The 18,935-nt window shown below is 65.3% G+C and carries 18 protein-coding genes and 1 pseudogene; 8 read left to right on the plus strand and 11 right to left on the minus strand.

The window, feature by feature from the left end; all coding sequences use genetic code 11:
- Positions 1–222: 222 nt before the first annotated feature.
- Positions 223–2,220: a cyclic di-GMP phosphodiesterase gene (pdeR, locus tag ELS24_RS11615; protein ID WP_127184194.1), complete on the plus strand. Its 1,998-nt coding sequence runs from the start codon at positions 223–225 to the stop codon at positions 2,218–2,220.
- 27 nt (positions 2,221–2,247) lie between these two features.
- On the opposite strand, the gene ELS24_RS11620 is transcribed toward pdeR, so the two are convergent.
- Positions 2,248–3,132, minus strand: coding sequence for a crotonase/enoyl-CoA hydratase family protein (locus ELS24_RS11620; RefSeq protein WP_127184195.1), 885 nt, complete (start codon positions 3,130–3,132; stop codon positions 2,248–2,250).
- 386 nt (positions 3,133–3,518) lie between these two features.
- Between ELS24_RS11620 and ELS24_RS11625 the strand changes: the two genes are divergently transcribed.
- Both ELS24_RS11625 and ELS24_RS31520 read left to right on the plus strand, forming a co-directional pair.
- On the plus strand, positions 3,519–5,099 hold the full coding sequence (locus tag ELS24_RS11625) for a TonB-dependent receptor (RefSeq protein ID WP_275066574.1): 1,581 nt from the start codon (positions 3,519–3,521) through the stop codon (positions 5,097–5,099).
- Positions 5,096–5,617 (plus strand): TonB-dependent receptor domain-containing protein, encoded by a 522-nt coding sequence (locus ELS24_RS31520; protein WP_275066575.1) that lies wholly within the window; start codon positions 5,096–5,098, stop codon positions 5,615–5,617. Before ELS24_RS11625 ends, ELS24_RS31520 begins: the two co-directional genes overlap by 4 nt.
- An 8-nt stretch (positions 5,618–5,625) precedes the next feature.
- Here the strand turns inward: ELS24_RS31520 and ELS24_RS11630 are convergent, their stop codons facing one another.
- Positions 5,626–6,381: an SDR family oxidoreductase gene (locus ELS24_RS11630; protein WP_127184196.1), complete on the minus strand. Its 756-nt coding sequence runs from the start codon at positions 6,379–6,381 to the stop codon at positions 5,626–5,628.
- Between the two features lie 140 nt (positions 6,382–6,521).
- On the opposite strand from ELS24_RS11630, the pseudogene ELS24_RS11635 reads away from it, so the two are divergent.
- Positions 6,522–6,734, plus strand: a pseudogene (locus tag ELS24_RS11635) (helix-turn-helix domain-containing protein); the annotation flags it as partial.
- A 70-nt stretch (positions 6,735–6,804) separates the two neighbouring features.
- On the opposite strand, the gene ELS24_RS11640 reads toward ELS24_RS11635, so the two are convergent.
- From ELS24_RS11640 to ELS24_RS11665, 6 genes are all read right to left on the minus strand, one after another.
- On the minus strand, positions 6,805–8,199 hold the full coding sequence (locus ELS24_RS11640; RefSeq protein ID WP_127184197.1) for a GntP family permease: 1,395 nt from the start codon (positions 8,197–8,199) through the stop codon (positions 6,805–6,807).
- Positions 8,200–8,352: 153 nt separating this feature from the next.
- Positions 8,353–8,781 (minus strand): NUDIX hydrolase, encoded by a 429-nt coding sequence (locus ELS24_RS11645; RefSeq protein WP_127184198.1) that lies wholly within the window; start codon positions 8,779–8,781, stop codon positions 8,353–8,355.
- Positions 8,782–8,843: 62 nt separating this feature from the next.
- On the minus strand, positions 8,844–10,106 hold the full coding sequence (locus tag ELS24_RS11650) for an ABC transporter substrate-binding protein (protein WP_083447436.1): 1,263 nt from the start codon (positions 10,104–10,106) through the stop codon (positions 8,844–8,846).
- 132 nt (positions 10,107–10,238) lie between these two features.
- Positions 10,239–10,982 carry a GntR family transcriptional regulator gene (locus tag ELS24_RS11655; protein ID WP_050447974.1) on the minus strand — a complete coding sequence of 248 codons (744 nt, stop codon included), beginning with the start codon at positions 10,980–10,982 and terminating at the stop codon, positions 10,239–10,241.
- A 3-nt stretch (positions 10,983–10,985) separates the two neighbouring features.
- The gene (locus tag ELS24_RS11660; protein WP_127184199.1) at positions 10,986–12,632 is read right to left on the minus strand and encodes an AMP-binding protein; all 1,647 of its coding nucleotides are present in this window, start codon (positions 12,630–12,632) and stop codon (positions 10,986–10,988) included.
- Between the two features lie 3 nt (positions 12,633–12,635).
- Complete coding sequence (locus ELS24_RS11665) at positions 12,636–13,676, minus strand: cyclase family protein (RefSeq protein WP_050447972.1); 1,041 nt, start codon at positions 13,674–13,676, stop codon at positions 12,636–12,638.
- Positions 13,677–13,796: 120 nt separating this feature from the next.
- On the opposite strand from ELS24_RS11665, the gene ELS24_RS11670 reads away from it, so the two are divergent.
- Together ELS24_RS11670 and ELS24_RS11675 are read left to right on the plus strand one after the other, a co-directional pair.
- The gene (locus tag ELS24_RS11670; RefSeq protein WP_127184200.1) at positions 13,797–14,792 is read left to right on the plus strand and encodes a Bug family tripartite tricarboxylate transporter substrate binding protein; all 996 of its coding nucleotides are present in this window, start codon (positions 13,797–13,799) and stop codon (positions 14,790–14,792) included.
- On the plus strand, positions 14,789–15,511 hold the full coding sequence (locus ELS24_RS11675) for an SDR family oxidoreductase (RefSeq protein WP_127184201.1): 723 nt from the start codon (positions 14,789–14,791) through the stop codon (positions 15,509–15,511). Before ELS24_RS11670 ends, ELS24_RS11675 begins: the two co-directional genes overlap by 4 nt.
- A gap of 52 nt (positions 15,512–15,563) precedes the next feature.
- On the opposite strand, the gene ELS24_RS11680 is transcribed toward ELS24_RS11675, so the two are convergent.
- Together ELS24_RS11680 and ELS24_RS11685 are read right to left on the minus strand one after the other, a co-directional pair.
- Positions 15,564–16,010: a hypothetical protein gene (locus ELS24_RS11680; RefSeq protein WP_127184202.1), complete on the minus strand. Its 447-nt coding sequence runs from the start codon at positions 16,008–16,010 to the stop codon at positions 15,564–15,566.
- Positions 16,007–16,894 carry a GlxA family transcriptional regulator gene (locus ELS24_RS11685; protein ID WP_240669550.1) on the minus strand — a complete coding sequence of 296 codons (888 nt, stop codon included), beginning with the start codon at positions 16,892–16,894 and terminating at the stop codon, positions 16,007–16,009. The genes ELS24_RS11680 and ELS24_RS11685 overlap by 4 nt, the downstream gene beginning before the upstream one ends.
- Before the next feature lie 90 nt (positions 16,895–16,984).
- On the opposite strand from ELS24_RS11685, the gene ELS24_RS11690 reads away from it, so the two are divergent.
- Positions 16,985–17,659 carry a DJ-1/PfpI family protein gene (locus ELS24_RS11690; protein ID WP_127184204.1) on the plus strand — a complete coding sequence of 225 codons (675 nt, stop codon included), beginning with the start codon at positions 16,985–16,987 and terminating at the stop codon, positions 17,657–17,659.
- Positions 17,660–17,680: 21 nt separating this feature from the next.
- Here ELS24_RS11690 and ELS24_RS11695 read toward each other — a convergent pair whose 3' ends face one another.
- Positions 17,681–18,163, minus strand: coding sequence for an Lrp/AsnC family transcriptional regulator (locus ELS24_RS11695; protein WP_050448032.1), 483 nt, complete (start codon positions 18,161–18,163; stop codon positions 17,681–17,683).
- 142 nt (positions 18,164–18,305) lie between these two features.
- Here ELS24_RS11695 and ELS24_RS11700 point away from each other — a divergent pair, with 142 nt between their 5' ends.
- Complete coding sequence (locus tag ELS24_RS11700; protein ID WP_232312089.1) at positions 18,306–18,929, plus strand: LysE family translocator; 624 nt, start codon at positions 18,306–18,308, stop codon at positions 18,927–18,929.
- The last annotated feature ends 6 nt before the right edge of the window (positions 18,930–18,935 follow it).

The raw sequence follows: 18,935 nt of genomic DNA on the forward strand, positions 1-18,935 counted from the left end.
TTTGTGCAAGGGTAAAAGGGGCGGCGCAACAAGACGTTCGTTTCAGGGGAACACGGCGCATCAAAGGGCTCGGCGAAGCCGGTGGGTGTTCTACCGATGCAAACTGCCGATGCAATAATTCGTAATACAGGGTTTGTTGCACTGCACATGGGTATTGACCCTGTCCTGCCTAGGCCGTAATGTTCTTTGCGGTCCAGCCTAGGACAGTGGGGGGATACCACGATGACAGAGAATCAAGACGAAAAGTCGATCCTGTACACGCACTTCGGTACGCACAGCCCTTATTGGAGACTGTCGGCCGATAGCGACGCCATACAGTTGGCCGCCATCAAGGGGGCGACCAACATCGCATTGGCGCTGCGGCCGGATCAGGCTGACACGGTTCGATCGCTGACGGGAATTACCTCCAGCGTGCGGATAGACATCTCGCTGTATGGCGACCTGCTGCGCTTGCACCTGGTGGGCCGCAAGATCAACCCGAACGAATGGGCCGGCACCGCGTCCGCCTATTCCGATACCGAATCCGTTGCCAAGGATCTGGTCGAAGGCCTGTCGTTTGCCGAGACCGTGGTGTCCGAGGCCAATTCGGTGATTGTCATCGTGGACCAGAACGGCCGCGTGCAGCGCTTCAACAAGCTCAGCGAGGAATACACGGGCAAGCGCGAGCAAGACATCGTCGGGCGCAGCGTGTTTGAAATGTTCATGACGCGCGAAGAAGCCATCGCGTCCCGCCGCAACATCGCGGAATTCTACAAACGCGGCCAGTCGTATGAGGTCGAACGGCTGATCAACACGGTCAAGGGCCCGCGGCTCTTCCTGTTCCGCAACAAGTTCGTCACCAGCGGCAGCGGTGAAAAGCGTGTCTACCTGATCTGCTCGGGCACCGACATCACCGAAGAACGCCAGGCGCAGGAACGGCTGCGCGTGCTGGCCAATACCGACATGCTGACCAACCTGCCCAACCGGCACGCCATCACGTCGCGCCTGAAGGCGGCGTTGGCGGCGGGGCAGGACGGGCGCGGCGGTGTGCTTTTCCTGGACCTGGACAACTTCAAGCGCATCAACGACCACTATGGCCACGGCTTCGGCGACCGCCTGCTCAAGGCTGTGTCGGTGGCGATTTCAACCTGCCTGTCGCCAGGCCAGACGCTGGCCCGCCTGGGCGGCGACGAATTCATCGTGCTGCAGGAACAGGCGCAAGCCTGGGAACTGGAAGCCACTGCCGAACGCATCATCGAACGGCTGCGTGAACCCTTCCGCCAAGGCTTGATCGAGGTCTACACCAGTTGCTCGATCGGCATTGCCATGTACCCCGACCATGGCGCCGACCTGGACAGCGTGGTGCGCAGCGCCGACATCGCCATGTATGTGGCCAAGGAAGCAGGGCGCCATACCTACCGCGTGTTCCAGCCCGACATGGACCGCCGCAACGCCGACTACGTGTGGCTGGACACCAATCTGCGCAAGGCCTTGTCCGAGAATCACCTGATGCTGTATTACCAGCCCAAGCTGGTGGGCCGCACCGGCGAAGTCCACAGTGTCGAGGCGCTCTTGCGCTGGCGCTCGCCCGAGCGCGGCATGGTTTGCCCCGGCACTTTCATTCCTTATGCAGAAGAGTCCGGCCTGATCTCGCCGCTGGGCGTCTGGGTGATGCGCGAAGCCGCGCGCCAGGCGGCCGCCTGGAAGCGCGACGGCCTGAATATCCGCATCGCCATCAACATGTCGGCGCGGCAGTTGGACGACAAGGGCGTGGTCAGCGACTTCATGCGCGCCATCGGCGATGCGGGGCTTGAGCCTTGCATGCTGGATATCGAGCTCACCGAAAGCTGCCTGATCGAAGACGAGGGCGCCGCCATCGACCTGATCAAGCAGTTCCGCCAATTGGGCGCGCGCGTGCACCTGGACGATTTCGGCACGGGTTATTCGTCGCTGTCGCAACTGGCGCGCATTCCGCTGGACGCCATCAAGCTGGACGCCAGCTTTGTGCGCGGCGTGAACGAGAACCCGGTGTCGCAGGCGCTGGCTCGCGCCATCGTCGCCGTGGCCCGCACCCTGGAATTGAAGGTGATCGCCGAAGGCGTGGAAACCGTTGAGGAAACCGCCTTCCTGGATACCTTGGGCGTGGACGCCAAGCAGGGCTATCTGTATGCCAAGCCCATGCCGGCCGCCGAATTCGCCACCTGGCTGGCTCAGCGGCGCCGGCTGCATCTGATCGCCTGATGCCGCCGGCGCGATGCGGGTGTGCGCCTAGTGCATGGTGGCTTCCTGCACGGCTTCGCTGCTGACGGCGCTGCGGCGGTTCTGCGCCAGCACCAGGCGTTCCATGTAGGCGCGGTCTTTCGGGTCTATCGAGAACGCGGCCTCGACCCAGTCCTCGGTGATGTCCATCAGTTCGGAACGTGACAGGTTCAGCACGCGCTGGCGCGCGCGCAGCATGGCGCGCATGCCGTTGAGTTTGGGCCGCATCACATCGATGAAGGTGCGGGTGGCGCGGTACGCCTCGCCCGGTTCGAACAGCGTGTCCACCAGCCCCTTGCCGTGGAACCATTCAGCCGTATGCGATTCGCCCGTACTGATCAGTTCTTCGGCCAACTTCATGCCGGAACGGCGCGCCACCAATGAGTACCCGCCCATGCCCGGAAACAGGTTGAACGCCATTTCCGGAAAGCCCATGCGCGCATTGTTCTGCGCCAGCACGAAGTGGTGCGCCAGCGCGGCTTCAAAGCCGCCGCCCAGCGCCGTGCCTTCGATCATGGCCAACGAGATCGCCCCGGTATCGAAGCCGCGCGACGCTGCATGCACGCAGTCCACGCAAGCGCGTGCGTAGGCCCGCAGCGCTTCACGCTTGCCGGTGCGGATGGCTTCGGCGAAGAAGTTCAAGTCGCCGCCCACGTTGTAGATCTGCGGCACCAGCGAGCCCGTGACCCAGAAGTCGATGGGCAAGCCTGAATCCTTGGCGGCGCGCGCCAAGGTCATGATTTCGTCAATGAGTTCGTGGTTAAAGCACGGCCGCGGTTGTGCACGCAGCATCATCCACATGACTCGGCGTCCCTCCTCATAAAAGGCCGAGATTTGCTTCATGTCGCCCGCGGCGGTGAAGGGGTGGCAGTCGGTATGAATGAGTTGATTCATTTGCTTTAGTCCAATCGATCAAGGTGAGTCGGAGTACTGCCGGGTCAGCCTAAACCAGACCTTCCGGGTGCCGTCTCATGCAAATCTCGTCCGGCTGGCCAGACTTGGACGTAGGTCGAACTGCCGAGTGATTAACGAAAATGTCTTGACGTCAGGGCCAGGGTCTCGGCCGCTCGGGCGAGACGCGCATCGCCGCAATGGATGAGCAAGCTCGCAAATTCGCGAGCTTGCGGGCGATAGGCCAAACGCCTCTCGGGCGGCTTGCCGTCATGCGTTCGGATGAGAATGTTGCAGCGCTGCAACAAGATTGAGTCTCATTTGTAAATAGAATCAATTCTCGATAGCATCGCGCCTTTCATTTTTCTGAATCTTCAAAAGGTCTTGCGATGTATCCGCCGTATGTCCCGCGCTCCCTGTCTTTGGCGGTAGCGTTCGCCCTGTCATCCGCCGTGCCGCAGGCACTGGCCCAGACCGCCCAATTGCCTGCCATCAGCGTCGAAGGCGCCAATGTCGACGACCCGCGTGTGCCCGAAGTCACCACCGCCACGCGCACGCAGACGCCGGCCCGCTACGTGCCGCAGACCATCAACACTGTGAAGGTCGAAAACGTGCAGAACTACGGCGTCTCGACGATTAGCGACGCGTTGTCGGGCATGCCCAACGTATCCAGCGCGCAAGACACGCGCTTTGACTCGGTGCGTATACGCGGCTTTGACGCCAGCAGCGATTTCTATCTGGACGGTATCCGCGACGACAGCCAGTACGTGCGCGACTTGCGCAACATTGAGCGCATCGAAGTGCTGAAGGGGCCGGCCGCCGTGTTGTACGGACGGGGTAGCCAGGGCGGCATCGTCAACCGCATCAGCAAGGCGCCGCAGCCCGGCCGGGAATCCAGCATCGAAGCGCAGACCGGCAGTTGGGATTTGCGCAGCGTGTACGGCGACTTCAGCGCCGACCCCAGCGACAACGTCAGCGTGCGCCTGAACGTGGGTCAGGAAGACAGCAACAGCTTCCGCCACAAGATCGGCGGCACGCGCCAGTTGGTGGCGCCGGCCATCAACTGGCGCATCACGCCCAACCTGGACTGGCTGGTGCAGTACGAATACAGCCGCTATGACCGCACGCCCGACCGCGGCATCCCCAGCGTCAACGGCCGGCCCGCCGACGTGGGCCGCAGCACCGTCTACGGCGACCCCGACCGCGACTACATCGACGACCGCGCGCAATCATTCCGCTCGCGCCTGGCCTACACGCTGGCGCCGGATTGGCAATTGCGCTACACGCTGGGCGTGTTCAAGCTGGACAGCGATTTCGACAACACCTACCTGACGGGCTACAACGCCGCCACCGGCAAGGTCACGCGCACGCGCTGGCAGCAGAACCTCAGCACGCGCAACATCACCAACAACCTGGAAACCGAAGGGGTGTTCCATACCGGCGGCATCGAGCACCGCGTGCTGTTCGGGGTGGAACTGGCGCACCAGGACCGCTCGCCCACCTTGTATTCCGCCGCCACGCGCGGGCCAGGCGCGCAGCCCGTGCCGGCGCTGGATCTCTACGACCCGGACTTGTCCCAGCAGCACAACGGCGTCATGGCGCTCAGCAGCGACGCGCGCCACAAGGTCAAGAGCCAGGGCTATTACGTGCAGGATCAGATCCGCTTGAACGATGCGTGGCAGGTGCTGCTGGGCGTGCGCATGGACCGCTTCAGCATTGATTCCACCAACCGCCTGCTGGATGCCTCGGCGTCGCACGACAGCAGCGGCGTCAGCCCGCGCGTGGGCCTGGTGTGGTCGCCGCTGCGCGATCATTCCTTTTATGCCTCGTACAGCAAGACGTTTTCGCCCACGGGCGGCGGCACCATCGGCATCACGCCGAACGCGCGCGGCAACACCAACGAGCTGGCCCCGAACACACGCGCCAGACGGAAGTGGGCGTCAAGAGCGATTGGCTGGACGGGCAGTTGAGCACCACGCTGGCGCTGTACCAGCTTGAACTCTATAACCGCCGCACCACCGACCCCAACGACCCGACGCTGGTGCTGCTGACCGGCAAGCAGCGTTCACGCGGCATCGAGCTGACCGCCGCCGGCCGGCTGACGGGCAACTGGTATCTGCGTGGCGGGATCGGCCTGCAAAACGCCGCCATCATCGAAGACAACAACGGCATGGCAGGCAACCGCGTCAGCAACGTGGCGCGGCGCAACGGCAGCGTGTTCCTGACCTACAAGCCGGCCGAGGGTCTGTACGGTGAAACCGGCCTGACCTTCGTGGGCGAACGCTACGCCGACAACACCAACCTGACGACACTGCCGGGCTATGCGCGGTGGGATGCGCTGGTGGGCTATCGCACCGGCAAGTGGGACTGGCGCCTGGCCATGCGCAACATCACCGACAAGACCTACTACGGCTCGGCCACCAGCGCCGGGCAGATCCGGGTGGGCGAGCCGCGCACCGTGGTGGCCACGGCGCAATACCGGTTCTGACGCCGCGCTCAGGCCATGCCGCCATTGGCGCGCAGCACCTGACCGTTGACCCAGCCGCTGTCGGGGCTGGCCAGGAACGACACAATGCCCGAGATGTCTTCCGGCTGGCCCAGCCGTTCCAGCGGCGGCATCTTGGCAAAGTGCTCGATCAGTTCGGGGCTCTTGCCCGTCAGGAACAGTTCGGTGGCCACCGGGCCGGGCGCCACGGCATTGACCGTGATGCGGCGCCCGCGCAGTTCCTTGGCGAATACGTGCGTCAGGCTTTCCACGGCGGCCTTGCTGGCGATGTAGATGGCGTAGCCCGGCAGGTTGGTCGCCACGGTGGTGCTGGACACGTTGACGATGCTGCCGCCATCGGCCAGGCGCGTGGCGGCTTCGCGCAGCGTGTTGAAGGTGCCGCGGGTATTGATGTCGAAGGTCTGGTCGTAGTCTTCGTCGCTGGTCTGCGCCAGTGGCTGCACCTTCAGTACGCCTGCGCTGTTGACCAACGCGCTGATGCGGCCCAATTCCGATTCCACCTTGTCGAACAGCGCGCGCACCTGGGCGGGCTTGGCCACGTCGGCCTGTACCGCCAGCGCGCGGCCGCCGGCCTGGCGGATTTCGTCGGCCAGGGTCTCGGCATGCGTGGCGCTGGCCGCGTAGTTGATGGCGACGGCATAACCGTCCTGCGCCAGGCGGCGCACGATGGCCGCGCCAATGCCGCGCGACCCGCCGGTAACCAGGGCGACGCGTGGCGATGCGTGATCAGGGGCTTGCGTATTCATGTGACGGCTCCAATGAAAGGGGGATGCAAGGCAGGAGGTAAACCTGCATGGAACGAATGATGAACTATTCCAAACCGAAAATAATCACCCTATATTCGCTAAGTTAATTTCATCTGCATTAATAATCGGCAGGGGCTTTCGTGGACCGTTTCCAGGAAATGCAGGTAGTCGTCCGCATCGCCGAGCGGCGCAGCTTTTCGCAAGCGGCGGAAGACCTGCGCATCCCGCGCGCCACGGTCACCAACCTGATCAAGCGCATGGAAAAACGCCTGGGCGCGCGGCTGCTGGTCAATGCGCAAGGCACGCTGGCCAAATACTTTCTCATGCCCGGCTTGCCCGGCTTTCCCTGCAGAACCGGCAGGTGTCGGCGCGGGTGCGTGTGTTTACGCAGTGGCTGACCCAGGTGTTCGCCACTGCGTTCGATCAGACGATGCCGGTCAGGTAGTACGTCGCAATCACCACGAATACCGACAGCGTTGAAATCAGCGTAATGGCGAAGATGTCGCCATATGACTGGCGATGCGTCAGGCCGGTAACGGCCAGCAGCGTGATGACCGCGCCGTTGTGGGGCAGCGTGTCCATGCCGCCGCTGGCCATGGCGGCAACGCGGTGCAGCACCTCCATGGGAATGCCGGCCGCCACCGCGCCGTCGATAAAGGTCTGCGCCATCGCGGCCAGCGCGATGCTCATGCCGCCCGAGGCCGACCCGGTGATGCCCGCCAGCGACGTCACCGCCACGGCTTCGCCGACCAGCGGGTCGGGAATGGCCTTGAGCGCGTCGGCCACCAGCAGAAAGCCCGGCAGCGCGGCAATGACGCCGCCAAAGCCGTATTCAGCCGCCGTGTTCATGGACGCCAGCAGCGCGCCCGACACGGCGCTTTTGCTGCCTTCGGCAAAGTGCGCCTTGATGGCGGAAAACGAAAACAGCAGGATGGTCGCGATGCCCGCGATCAGCGCGCCCATCACGGCCCACAGCGCCACCTGGTCGGCGGCGTTGACGGGCAGGGGCTGGGCCAGGCCGGGCAGGTCCACTTCGGCGCCCGCCGGATACCAGCCGGGAATCCAGCGGGTCAGCAGGAAGTTCACCACCCCCACGACCACCAGCGGCAGCAGCGCGATCAGCGGATGGTGATCGCGTTCGGTAGCCGGGGTGGTGGGTTCGTTGTGCAGTTCGGTGCCATAGGTTTCGCCCGCCGCGGCCGCGCGCTTGCGTCGCCATTCCAGATACGTGATGCCCACGGTCAGCGTGAACGCCGCGCCAATCAGGCCCAGCCAGGGGGCGGCCCAGGTGGTGGTTTCAAAGAACGTGGTGGGGATGATGTTCTGGATCTGCGGCGTGCCGGGCAATGCCGTCATCGTGAAGGTGAACGCGCCCAGCGCAATGGCGCCGGGCATCAAGCGTTTGGGAATGCCGCCCTGGCGGAACATCTCGGCCGCGAAGGGGTAGACGGCGAACACCACCACGAACAGCGATACGCCGCCATAGGTCAATACCGCGCACACCATCACGATGGCCAGGATGGCGCGCTCGGCGCCGATCATGCGCAGCACGGCCTGCACGATGGCGCGCGAAAAGCCGGATAGTTCGATCAGCTTGCCGAACACCGCGCCCAACAGGAACACGGGGAAATACAGCTTGGCAAAGCCCGCCATGCGCTCCATGAAGATGCCCGAAAACACGGGAGCCAGCGCCGACGGATCCGTCAGCAACACCGCGCCCATGGCTGCAATCGGCGCACACAGGATGACGCTATAACCTCGATACGCCGCCAGCATCAAAAACGCCAGCGCCGCCACCACGATAAACAATCCGGTCATTCACGGCTCCAGGAATGAAGAGATAAGGGGTGCAGGGGGCTACACCTTACCTGATCATGCGGGCCGGGCCGGCAAGGGGCGGGGCGTGGACTGAGTTGACGCGGCGCGGCTCGGTTCAAGCGCGCACCATTGCACGGGCCTGGTGGGCGATGTTCAGGTCGACCCCGCCATCAGCGCCGCCGCCTTGCGGGCCAGCCGCGCCACGCCGAAGCTGGTGGCAAGCTCGTGTCCTTCCAGGTCGGCAAGCGCTATCCAGCGCGCCTCGCGCGCGTCGTCGCCGGCTACCGGCTCGCCGGATTGCCAGCGGCACAGCATGGCGATCAAGATGAAATGACGGCGCAGCGCGCCGGTGTCGTCGCGGTCGAAGACGTCCACCGCGTCGAACACATGCAGGGGCTCGGCCACGACGCCGGTCTCTTCCAGCAATTCGCGCGCGGTCGCGGCTTCGATGGGTTCACCGGCGTTGATCTTGCCGCCCGGAAAGGCCCAGCAGTTTTCATCGGGCGGGTTCGCGCGGCGCACCAGCAGCACGTGGCTGTCGCGGATGACGGCGGCGATGGTGGCGGCAATGGGGGCGGTCATGCGGCAATCTCCTGGGGGTGGCGCTCATCCTAACGTATCCGGCGAGGCCACCCCCAAGGCGCTTACTTCTTCACCAGCGGGCAGGTGGATTTGGACAAGGGCATGAAGGCCTGGTCGCCCGGCAGGGTGGCGACCAGCTTGTAGTAGTCCCACGGCCGCTTGGACTCCGAAGGCTGCTTGACCTCGAACAGGTACATGTCGTGCACCATGCGGCCGTCTTCGCGGATGCGACCGTTGGTGGCGAAGAAGTCGTTGATGGGCATGGACTTCATCTGCTTCATCACGGCGTCGGGCGCATCGGTGCCGGCCGCCTGCACCGCCTTCAGGTAGTGCATCACTGACGAATAGGTGCCCGCCTGGCTCATGTTGGGCATTTTCTTCAGCTTGTCGTAGTAGCGCTGCGACCAGGCGCGTGTCTGGTCGTTCATGTCCCAATAGAACGCTTCGGTCAGGGTCAGGCCGGCCGCGGCTTCCAGGCCGATGGCGTGGATGTCATTGATGTACAAGAGCAAGCCGGCCATCTTCTGGCCGCCCTGCGTCAGGCCGAATTCGCGGGCCGCCTTGATGGCGTTGACCGTGTCGCCGCCCGCGTTGGCCAGGCCCACCACCTGCGCCTTGCTGGCCTGGGCCTGCAGCAAGTAGGACGCGAAGTCGCTGGACCCCAAGGGGTGGCGAGAGGCGCCCAGCACCGTGCCGCCGTTGGCCTTGACCACGTCGGTGGCGGACGCTTGCAGCGTGTGGCCAAACGCGTAGTCGGCCGTCAGGAAGTACCAGGTCTTGCCGCCCTTTTCGACGTTGGCGCGCGCCGTGGTGTTGGCCAGCGACCAGGTGTCGTAGGTGTAGTGCACGGAATAGGGCGAGCACAGATCGTTGGTGATGCGCTCGGTGCCGGGGCCGCTGAACACCACGATCTTCTTCTTTTCACGGGCCACTTCCAGCACGGCCAGCGCGGGCGCGGAACCCGCCACGTCCATGATGGCGTCCACCTTCTGCGTGTCGTACCACTCGCGTGCTTTCGCGGCGGCGATGTCGGCCTTGTTCTGGTGGTCTACCACCATCATGTCGATCTTCTTGCCCAGCACCGTGCCGCCGAAATCGGCGATGGCCATCTCGGCCGCGGTGGCGCTGCCCTTGCCGGTCACGTCGGCGTAGACGCCGCTCATGTCCAGGATCAGGCCCAGCCGGACGACGTCGTCAGAGATGGCGGCGGGCTGCTGCGCCCAGGCGGGGGTGGCCGCTGCCGCCAACAGGGCGGACGCGGCGAATAGACGGGTGATCGTGCTGCGGCATTGCATGGAAATCCGGGGCGTGTTGGCGTAAGCCATGGTTTGTCTCCTCTTGTGCCGGATCGGTCTGGAACCTGCTGGCGCTTCAATGGCGCTCTGGTGTCTTGGGGCGGGCGGCGAAAGTGGGCGTGGTGGTGGGATGGGCTCCTTGGTTGGATAAGAAAGGCGGAATCAGCGTTGCGCCAGCAGGTCGAATTCCATCCGCACTTTGCGAAACGGAAACTCCAGCCGCGCGAAATACACCACGCGGCCGTCGATGCAGGCATAGCGGCGCAGCTCGGCCACGGGCGACGACACGGGAATCTGCAAGGACTCGGCCGATTCCTGGCCGGCTTCGATTACGTTCAGCACCTGGCGCGCTTCGCTGATGCGGGTGCCGTAGAACTGGTCCAGCACGGGCGCCACGGTGCTTTTCTGGATGCGGGTGCGATGCTTGCGGAACAGCCCGCTTTCCAGAAACACTTCGCTGTAGCAGAAGGGGCCGGCGTCGGTGGTGTGCACGCGCCGCAGGTATTGGAACAGCCCGCCGCGATCCGCCTCGCAAGGCATGCCCAGCGTGTCGGGCAATGGGGAGTCGGCGCTGGATTCCACCAAGGACACCGTGCCCAGTTGATTGCTCAGTTCCACGGTTTCGGCCCAGGTCTTGGGGATCAGCAGCGTGGGGGTTTCCGGCAGTTCCGCATTCACGAACGTGCCCGACCCGCGCGAGCGCCGGATCAGGCCGTCCTGTTCCAACAGGCCGAACGCTTGGCGTATGGTGGCCCGCGAAATGCCATAGGTTTCCATCAGCGACTCAAGCGGCGGGATCTGTTGCCCCGGCCGCCACGTGCGGTTCTGGATATGGCTGCGGAACAGCGCCGCCGCTTGCAGGTAAAGCGGCTGGGGGCTGCGCGAGAAAAGCTTGCGGGCGGGCATGGGTCAGGGCGTGGGTGGCAAAGAAGGATCCGAGAGCATAGCCTCAGCCATGTCGCGCAGCCGGTGTTTCTGGATCTTGACCGAATTGGCGCTTTCCACCGACGGAAAGGCCTCCAGCACGGTAAAGCCCACCGGGGCCTTGAAGCCGGCCATGGCGGCCTTGCAGGCGGCGGTCCAGCCGGTGGGGTCGGCTTGGGCGCCCTCATTCAACAGCACGAAGGCGTAGGGCACGATCTTGCCGTGGCGCGTGGCGCCCACCACCTGGCAGGCGCGCACGCCGGGCAGGGTTTCAACCACCTGTTCGATTTCCACGGGGTTCACCAGAAAGCCCGACAGGCGCAGGGAATCTCCCATGCGGGTCTGGAACACGAACTGCCGCTCGGTCAGCGTGTAGCCCAGGTCGCCCGTCTTGAAATAGCCGTCATTGGTGACGGCGTTGCGCGTGGCCTCGGGGTTGTCCAGATAGCCTTGCATCAGGCTGGGCGACAGGATTTCAATTTCGCCCGATTGGCCGTGCCGCAGCACCTGGCCGGATTCCGGGTCGCGGGCGCGGACACGCGCCTGGGGGTAGATCAGCGTGCCGCCGGGTTGGTGGCGGGCGGACACGTCGCCCTCGGCCGGGTCGCGGGGCTGGCCCGCCACCAGCGCGATCAATTCGCTGGAGCCGTACAGGCCGGTCAGCGGCACGCCGGCTTCGCGCGCCAGGTCCAGCATGTTGTCCAGTGCCGGCGTGAAGCTGGCAAAGCCGAACAGCCGGGCGGAGGCGAAGGCGTTGCGGGGCGCTGCCTGCATCATGCCCACTAGCGCTTCGTTGTTGGCATAGGTGTGGGTGACCCGGTAACGCGCCACCGCGTCGGCCGATTCGGCGGCGTTGAACACCGGCGCGCAGACCACGGGCACGCCTTGCGCCAGGCCGCCCGCCAGCGTCGCAAAGCCGAACGCCCCGCAGAACGGCGCGCTGGCCAGCACGCAGCTGTTGTCGTCATAGCCGAAAGCCTGTGCCACCGTGGCGCCGTGGCGCAGCAGCGTTTGTTGATCGTGCAGCACGAACTTGGGCTTGGACGTGGTGCCCGACGTGGTGAAACACAGCACCCCGGCATTGCCTTGCGCGGCGGGCGGCGGCTCTTGGCCTGCCATCAGGTCGGCGTAGCGATGGGTTGGTTTGCCGGGGATGAATGCGGCGGGCGGCGTGGCGGCCTCATTCAAGGTGGCGTCGGTCGGATCTGGCGTGGAAACGGCGATCACGCCTTGCAGGCGCGCCAGCTCCGACGGCGGAACACCCGCCAGGATGCCCGCGAAGTCGATGCCCTTGAAGCCCGGCCAGAACACCAGCCAGTCGGCTTGGCCACGCCCCAGGATGTCGGCCACTTCCAGGGCGCGAAAGCGCGTGTTGACGGCCAGCACCAGCGCGCCCAGATGCGCGCAGGCCAGGAAAGATTCCACCCAGGCGGCGCAGTTGGGCAACCAGACCGCCACGCGGTGGCCGGGGCGCACGCCGATGCGCGCCAGTCCCGCGGCCAGGGCGCGGCTCTGGCCGCGCAACTGCGCGGCGCTGATCCGCTGGTCTTGATCGATCAACAGGGTCGCATCGGGGCGGCGGGCGGCCAGCGCGTCCAGGTGCTCGGCGAAGGTCGAGTACGGCTGCGTCATGGTTTACACCGTGGCGATGGGCGTCACGGGCGAACCCACCGCGCCGGGCATGCGCAAGGGCGGGGCGGTCAACAGGAAGCGGTTGCGTCCGTTGGCGTGCAGCCAGTCGGCCAGGTCCTTCAAATACCACAGCTCTGCCAGCGGCACGCCCAGCTTGAACAGGCAGTGGTGGTGCAGCGGCAGGATGGAATGGCCGGGGCCGGAGGTGCGCGCCGGGTAGGATTCCACCGCGTAGTTGTCGGCGCAGATGGCGGCCACGCCGCTGGCGGATATCCAGTCCAGCAGCGCACTATCCGCGCCGTCCAGCACCGCGCCGGTCTGCTCCAGCGCGTGCGGGTCCGGCTGCCCGTTCATTTCAACCACGCGCTCGGCAAAACCGGTGCGCAACACCAGCATGTCGCCGCTTTCCACCACCACGTTCTGCTCCCGCATGGCGGCTTGCAATTGTTCGTGTCCCACCAGCGTGCGGCCCGGGCCGAAGGCACGCGCCAGGTCCACCAGCACGCCGCGCCCCTGCATGCCCTTTTCGGCATAGCGGCTGACGCTGAGCTTGCGCGCATATGAGCCGCCGGGCGGGCAGCAGGCCTCTGGCGCGGTGTCGGGGTCGGCGCCGCCAAACACGTCCACCCCGGCGGCGTAACCGTTGTAATACACGCGGCGGGCCTCGCCGTCGCCCTGGATGTCGAACAGCGCGCCCACGTGGCACAGGCCGTCCCACTGCGTGGAATACTGCATCGACAGCGTCACCTGGTCGTCGGACAGCACGTCCACGGCCTCGGGCTGCACTTGCGACATCGCAAAGTTCAGGTACGGCGTGCCCTCGCGGAAAGTGGGCTTGAGCGTGGGGGCGTGGCGGCGGGGGTTGAGCACGTTGCCGCCCGGCAGGTCCAGCGGCAGCGACAGGCAGAACACCTTGCCCGCGCGCACTTCGCGCACCGCCTGCAACACTTTCTCTTCGGTCAGCAGGTTCAGCCGGCCCAGCTCGTCGTCGGGCCCGAAGTCGCCCCAGGTGGATCCTTCGGGGCGTTGCGTCCAGCGTTTCATTTGCTTGTCTCCTATCCGATTTCTGTGTTTTTATAACTATAGTACGTATTTACGTACTTTGAGCAGTGATCCATTTCAAGAAGAAATCCGCATGCAGCGGATTCAACAGGAGACAAGTTCATGACCTCATCCGTACCCCCGCGCGCCGTGCGGCGCAGGCTGGCGCTGGCCGCCCTGGCCCTGCTGGCGTTGCCCGTGGCGCATGCCGCGGGCTATCCCGACCACCCTGTCACGGTGGTGGTGCCGTACCCGCCGGGCGGCGGCGCCGACATGTTCGGCCGCGCCATCGCCAACGCGCTGCAACCCGGCCTGAAGCAGACGGTGCTGGTTGAAAACAAGCCCGGCGCGGGCGGCAATATCGGCATGGCTTACGTGGCCCGCGCCAAGGCCGACGGCTACACGCTGGGCCTGGGCACGATCGGCACGCAGACCATCAACCAGTTCCTGTACAGCAACATGGCGTTCGACCCCGAAAAAGACCTGGTGCCGATCGCGCTGGTGTCCACCACGCCGAACGTTATCGCCGTCAGCGCAAAGTCGCCCTACAAGACGGTGGCCGACATCATCAAGGCGGCCAAGCAGTCGCCCGACAAGAAGCTGACCTACGCATCGCCGGGCATCGGGTCGTCGGTGCACCTGACGGGCGCGTACTTTGAGTCGATGGCGGGGGTGACGATGCTGCATGTGCCGTTCAAGGGCACGTCCGCGTCCTTGCCCGCCGTGGCGGGCGGACAGGTGGACCTGTTGTTCGACAATCTGCCCGGCTCGCTGGCGCAGATCAAGGACGGCGGCCTGGTGCGGGGCGTGGCCGTCACCTCAGTGCAGCGCGACCCCTCCGTGCCTGACTTGCCTACCGTTGCCGAATCCGGCTTGCCGGGGTTTGACGTGACGGCCTGGTTTGCGTTGTACGCGCCGCGCGGCACACCGGCGCCCGTGGTCAAGCAATTGATCGACGCGGCCCGCAGCGGACTGCAAGACGCCGCCCTGGCCAAGAATTTCGCCACCATGGGCGCCAAGCCCGGCACGCTGTTTGGCGATGACCTGGCCGCCTTCGAACGCAACGAGCGCAAGAAGTGGGGCGGGCTCATCAAAGAACAGGGGATCACCGCAAAATGAACACGCCCATCGCACTTGTCACCGGCGGCAGCCGGGGCATCGGCCGCGCCATCGTGGCCCGCCTGATCCAGGACGGCTACCAGGTGGTGAATTTCAGCCGTCGGCCGCCCGATGCCCTGCTGCCGGGCGAGACATTTCGCTCGGTTGACCTGGGCGATGCGGCAGCCACCCGCGAGGCCGCGCGCGAACTGGCGGCCGAGCGGCCTGTGCTGCATCTGGTGAACAACGCCGGCATGATCCAGGTGGCCAACATCGAGGACGTGACCGAGGCCGAGTTGCAGCGCACGCTGGCCTTGAACCTGACCGCGCCCGTGTTGTTGTTGCAGGCGCTGTTGCCCGGCATGCGCGAGGCGCAGTACGGGCGCGTCGTCAATATTGGCAGCCGCGCCGCGCTGGGCAAGGGTGGGCGCACGGTCTACGGCGCGTCCAAGGCCGGCCTGGCCGGCATGACGCGCACCTGGGCGCTGGAACTGGCAGCCGACGGCATTACCGTCAACACCGTGGCGCCGGGCCCGATCGCCACCGAACTGTTCAATCAGTCCAACCCACCGGGCCAGCCCAAGACCCTGGCGCTGGAAGCGTCCATTCCGGTGCGCCGGGTGGGGCAGCCGGAAGAGGTGGCGCACAGCGTGGCCATGTTCCTGGACAGGCAGGCGGGCTTCATCACCGGGCAACTGCTGTATGTATGCGGGGGCATGTCGGTGGGGTTGGCGGGGTAGCGCCTTACCGTCGCGGGTCTTCGCCGCTCCGGCGTCCAGTGGCGGTAGCCGCTTATTGTGGCTTCCATTCGCGTCCGTCCGTGGACCGGAAGCGGCCGCCGGTGGCGCAGCATCCGCCCGCGCCCATCGCCATTTCGCCGATGATGGCTTCCACCGTGTTGCCTTCGCGGCTTAAGGACTGGCGTTGGCAGGACATGAATGACGGGTAGAACTCGGGTTCCAGCACCTTCGTCCAGCGGCGGGCGCCGGCTGACGTGGAATCGGGATCGGCCTCGTTCAGGTAGACCTCGCAATCGTGGACGATCAAGTGCACCTGTTGGCCGTTCAACTCGCCCTTGAATTCCCGGTGGGGCGCCAGGTCCTTGAACAAGCGTTGTTCCAAGGTCAGCTTGGGCGAGTCGTCAGGCTTGTCGCAGCCCGCCAGCAGCGGCAGGGCCAGCAAGGCAAAGGCGGCAAGGGCGCGGCGCGCGGTCTTGCGGTGGACAGCCGGTGTCGTCATGGAGCGGGCCTGTTGTGCATCGGGCCCACATGTTGTAGGACCATTTTTTTCGACATCTTACCGGCGGCTTGCAAGGCGCTGGCGCGTTCCTGCCGCAGCCGTCGCAGCACTTCGGTGGGCGCCACGCCGAAGTGCGCCGCGAACTTACGTTGGAAGGTGCGGCGCGACATATGACAGGCATCGGCCATGTCATCCACCGACCAGCGGGCCGACAGCTTTGCTTCAATCTTTTCGACCAGATCCCGGAACGGTGCCGCCACGCGGTCTTGCAAGCGCAACGTCTGGCTGTACTGGCGCTGGTCGCCATCGCGCCGCATGAAGACGACCAGCCGGCGCGCCACCTGTTGCGACAGCGCGGCGCCCACGTCGCGTTCGATCAGCGCCAAGGCCAGGTCGATGCCGGCCGTGACGCCCGCCGACGTCCAGTACTTGCCGCTTTCGATGAAGATGCGGTCGTCTTGCACGCGCAGCGCGGGGTGCATCTGCCGCAGCCGGTCGGCGGACCGCCAATGCGTGGTGACGGCGCGGCCATCCAGCAGGCCGGCCGCGGCCAGCACGAAGGCGCCGGTACACACGCTGCACGTGCGCGGCGCGCCAGCGTTGCGGCGGCGCAACCAGGCCATCGTTTCGGGATGGGCGCTGGCGCGGTCCGCGCCCGGGCCGCCCGGTACCAGCAGCATGTCGATGGGTGCGTCGTCGTCTTGTGTGAAGGTGCGGTCCACCTGCATGCGCAGGCCCTGTTCCCAGGTGCTGACGACCGGCGTGGCGGCGATCGTGCTCAACTGGTAAAGCGGCTTTTCCGCCTCTTCGTTGGCGGAACTGAATGCCTGCCAGGGGCCGGCCAGATCCAGCGGCTGGAAGCCGTCGTACAGCATGAACACCACGCGCCGTGGCGCGGTTTGGCCGCATTCTGGCGCACTGGCGCGGGCGCGTCCGCCTATGCTGGACGCTGGCATTTCTGAGGGAGCATCGTCATGCATGTGAATTTTCTCTTGTTCGAAGGACTGACCCAGCTGGATATGACCGGACCCTACGAGGTCTTGGCGAACGTGCCGGACTTTAGCGTGGATTTTGTCGCAAAAACGCGCGATCCGGTACGGTGTGATCGCGGCTTGCAATTCGTGCCCACGCAAACCCTTGCGTCGGCAAGGCAGTGCGACCTGCTGGTGGTGCCGGGCGGGCCGGGCACGGATGACGCCATCATCGACGCGGACTGGGTGGCGTTCACGCGCACGCAGGGCCTGGCGGCGCAATACCTCTTCGGCATCTGCACGGGGTCGCTGCTGCCGGGCGCGGCGGGCCTCTTGCGCGGCAAGCGCGCGTCCAGCCACTGGCGCGCGCGCGAACTGCTGGCGCGCTTTGGCGCGATTCCCAGCGAGGAACGCCTGTGCGTGGACGGCAATACCTACACGGCCGGGGGCGTGACGTCGGGCATCGACATGGGCCTGAAAGTGGTGGCGGCGCTGTGCGGCGAAGACGTGGCCAAGCTGATCCAGTTGCAGATCGAGTACGACCCCAAGCCGCCGTTCCCGGGCGGCACGCCCGCCACGTCCGAGCCCGCCGTGGTTGAGCGTTACCTGGCCATGTCAGCGGCGCGCTTTGCACGGCGCGCCGCGCGGGTGGACCAGGCGGCCGCCAACATGCCTTAGCAAGCAAGGGCGTGGGGTGGGCTACTTGTTCAGATGGTCCAGCGGCAACGGGCTTTGCGGCTTCACCGTTTGAATGGCGAAGTTGCTGCGGATGTCTTTCACGCCGGTCAGCTTCAATAGCGTGCCCAGCAAAAAGCGCTCGTAGCCGCGCAGGTCCGGCACCACCACTTGCAGCAGGAAGTCGGACTCGCCCGACACCAGATGCGCCGCAATGACTTCGGGCAGGGCGCTGACCTCTTTGCGGAATTGCTCGGCGTCGCGCTCGTGGTGCCGTTCCACCTTCACGCCGACGAACACGGTCAGGCCCAGACCCACTTCGTCCGGCGCCAACCGCGCTTCGTATCCCTGGATCACGCCCGCGTCTTCCAGCATGCGCACCCGCCGCAGGCACGGCGACGGCGACAAGCCAATCTGCTCGGCCAGCTCTACATTGCTCAGGCGGCCGTTCTGCTGCAAGGCTTCAAGAATACGGCGGTCATACGCGTCCAGTTCGTGTTTTGGCATGAAATTATGAAAAGCTCTATTGGCATGGCGAAACGTGCCAATCATCATAATTTCATTGGCATGAATTGCAAGCACATGCCAGCCCGATTTACCTAGAATGAGCGCCTTGAAAGCAATGCATGGGAGCGCGGATATGGCCGATATGGCTTTGTTTCTTGGGGCCTTGTTGGTTGTGTATGTGGTGCCAGGCCCGGACATGATCCTGTTGTTGGAAACGGGTGTGCTGCGCGGACGCGGGCAAGCGCTGGCGGTCGCGGTGGGGCTGGCCATCGCGCGCGCCGCGCATGTGACCTTGGCCGCGCTGGGCCTGGCGGCGTTGTTCAAGACCCATCCCTGGGCGTTCGACGCCGCCCGCACGGTGGGCGGCTGCTATCTCGTGTGGCTGGGCGTAAAGCTGTTGCGCGCGAAGCCGGTCGTGCTTGACGCCATGGGCCAGCAAGCGGTGCGCGGCCAGGGGCTGGGAGCGGCGTTGCTCAGCGGCGTGCTGACCAACGTGCTCAACCCGAAGGCTTTGCTGTTTTGCTCGGTGCTGCTGCCGCAATTCGTGTCGCCCGCGCACGGATCGATCGGACAACAGTTTGCGGTGCTGGGCGTCATTCTTGTCAGCTTGGGGCTGACGTTCGACGTGATCTGCGCGCTGGCGGGCGGGGCGGTGGGGCGCTGGATGTCTGCCAGCCCCCGTGCCCAGAAGGTGCAAAGCGTGATCTTTGGCACCGCGCTGATCGGCTTCGGCTTGCGCCTGACCTTCGCGCAGCGCCCGGCGTAATGCCTG

The organism is Achromobacter spanius (assembly GCF_003994415.1).
Classification (GTDB): domain Bacteria; phylum Pseudomonadota; class Gammaproteobacteria; order Burkholderiales; family Burkholderiaceae_B; genus Achromobacter; species Achromobacter spanius_C.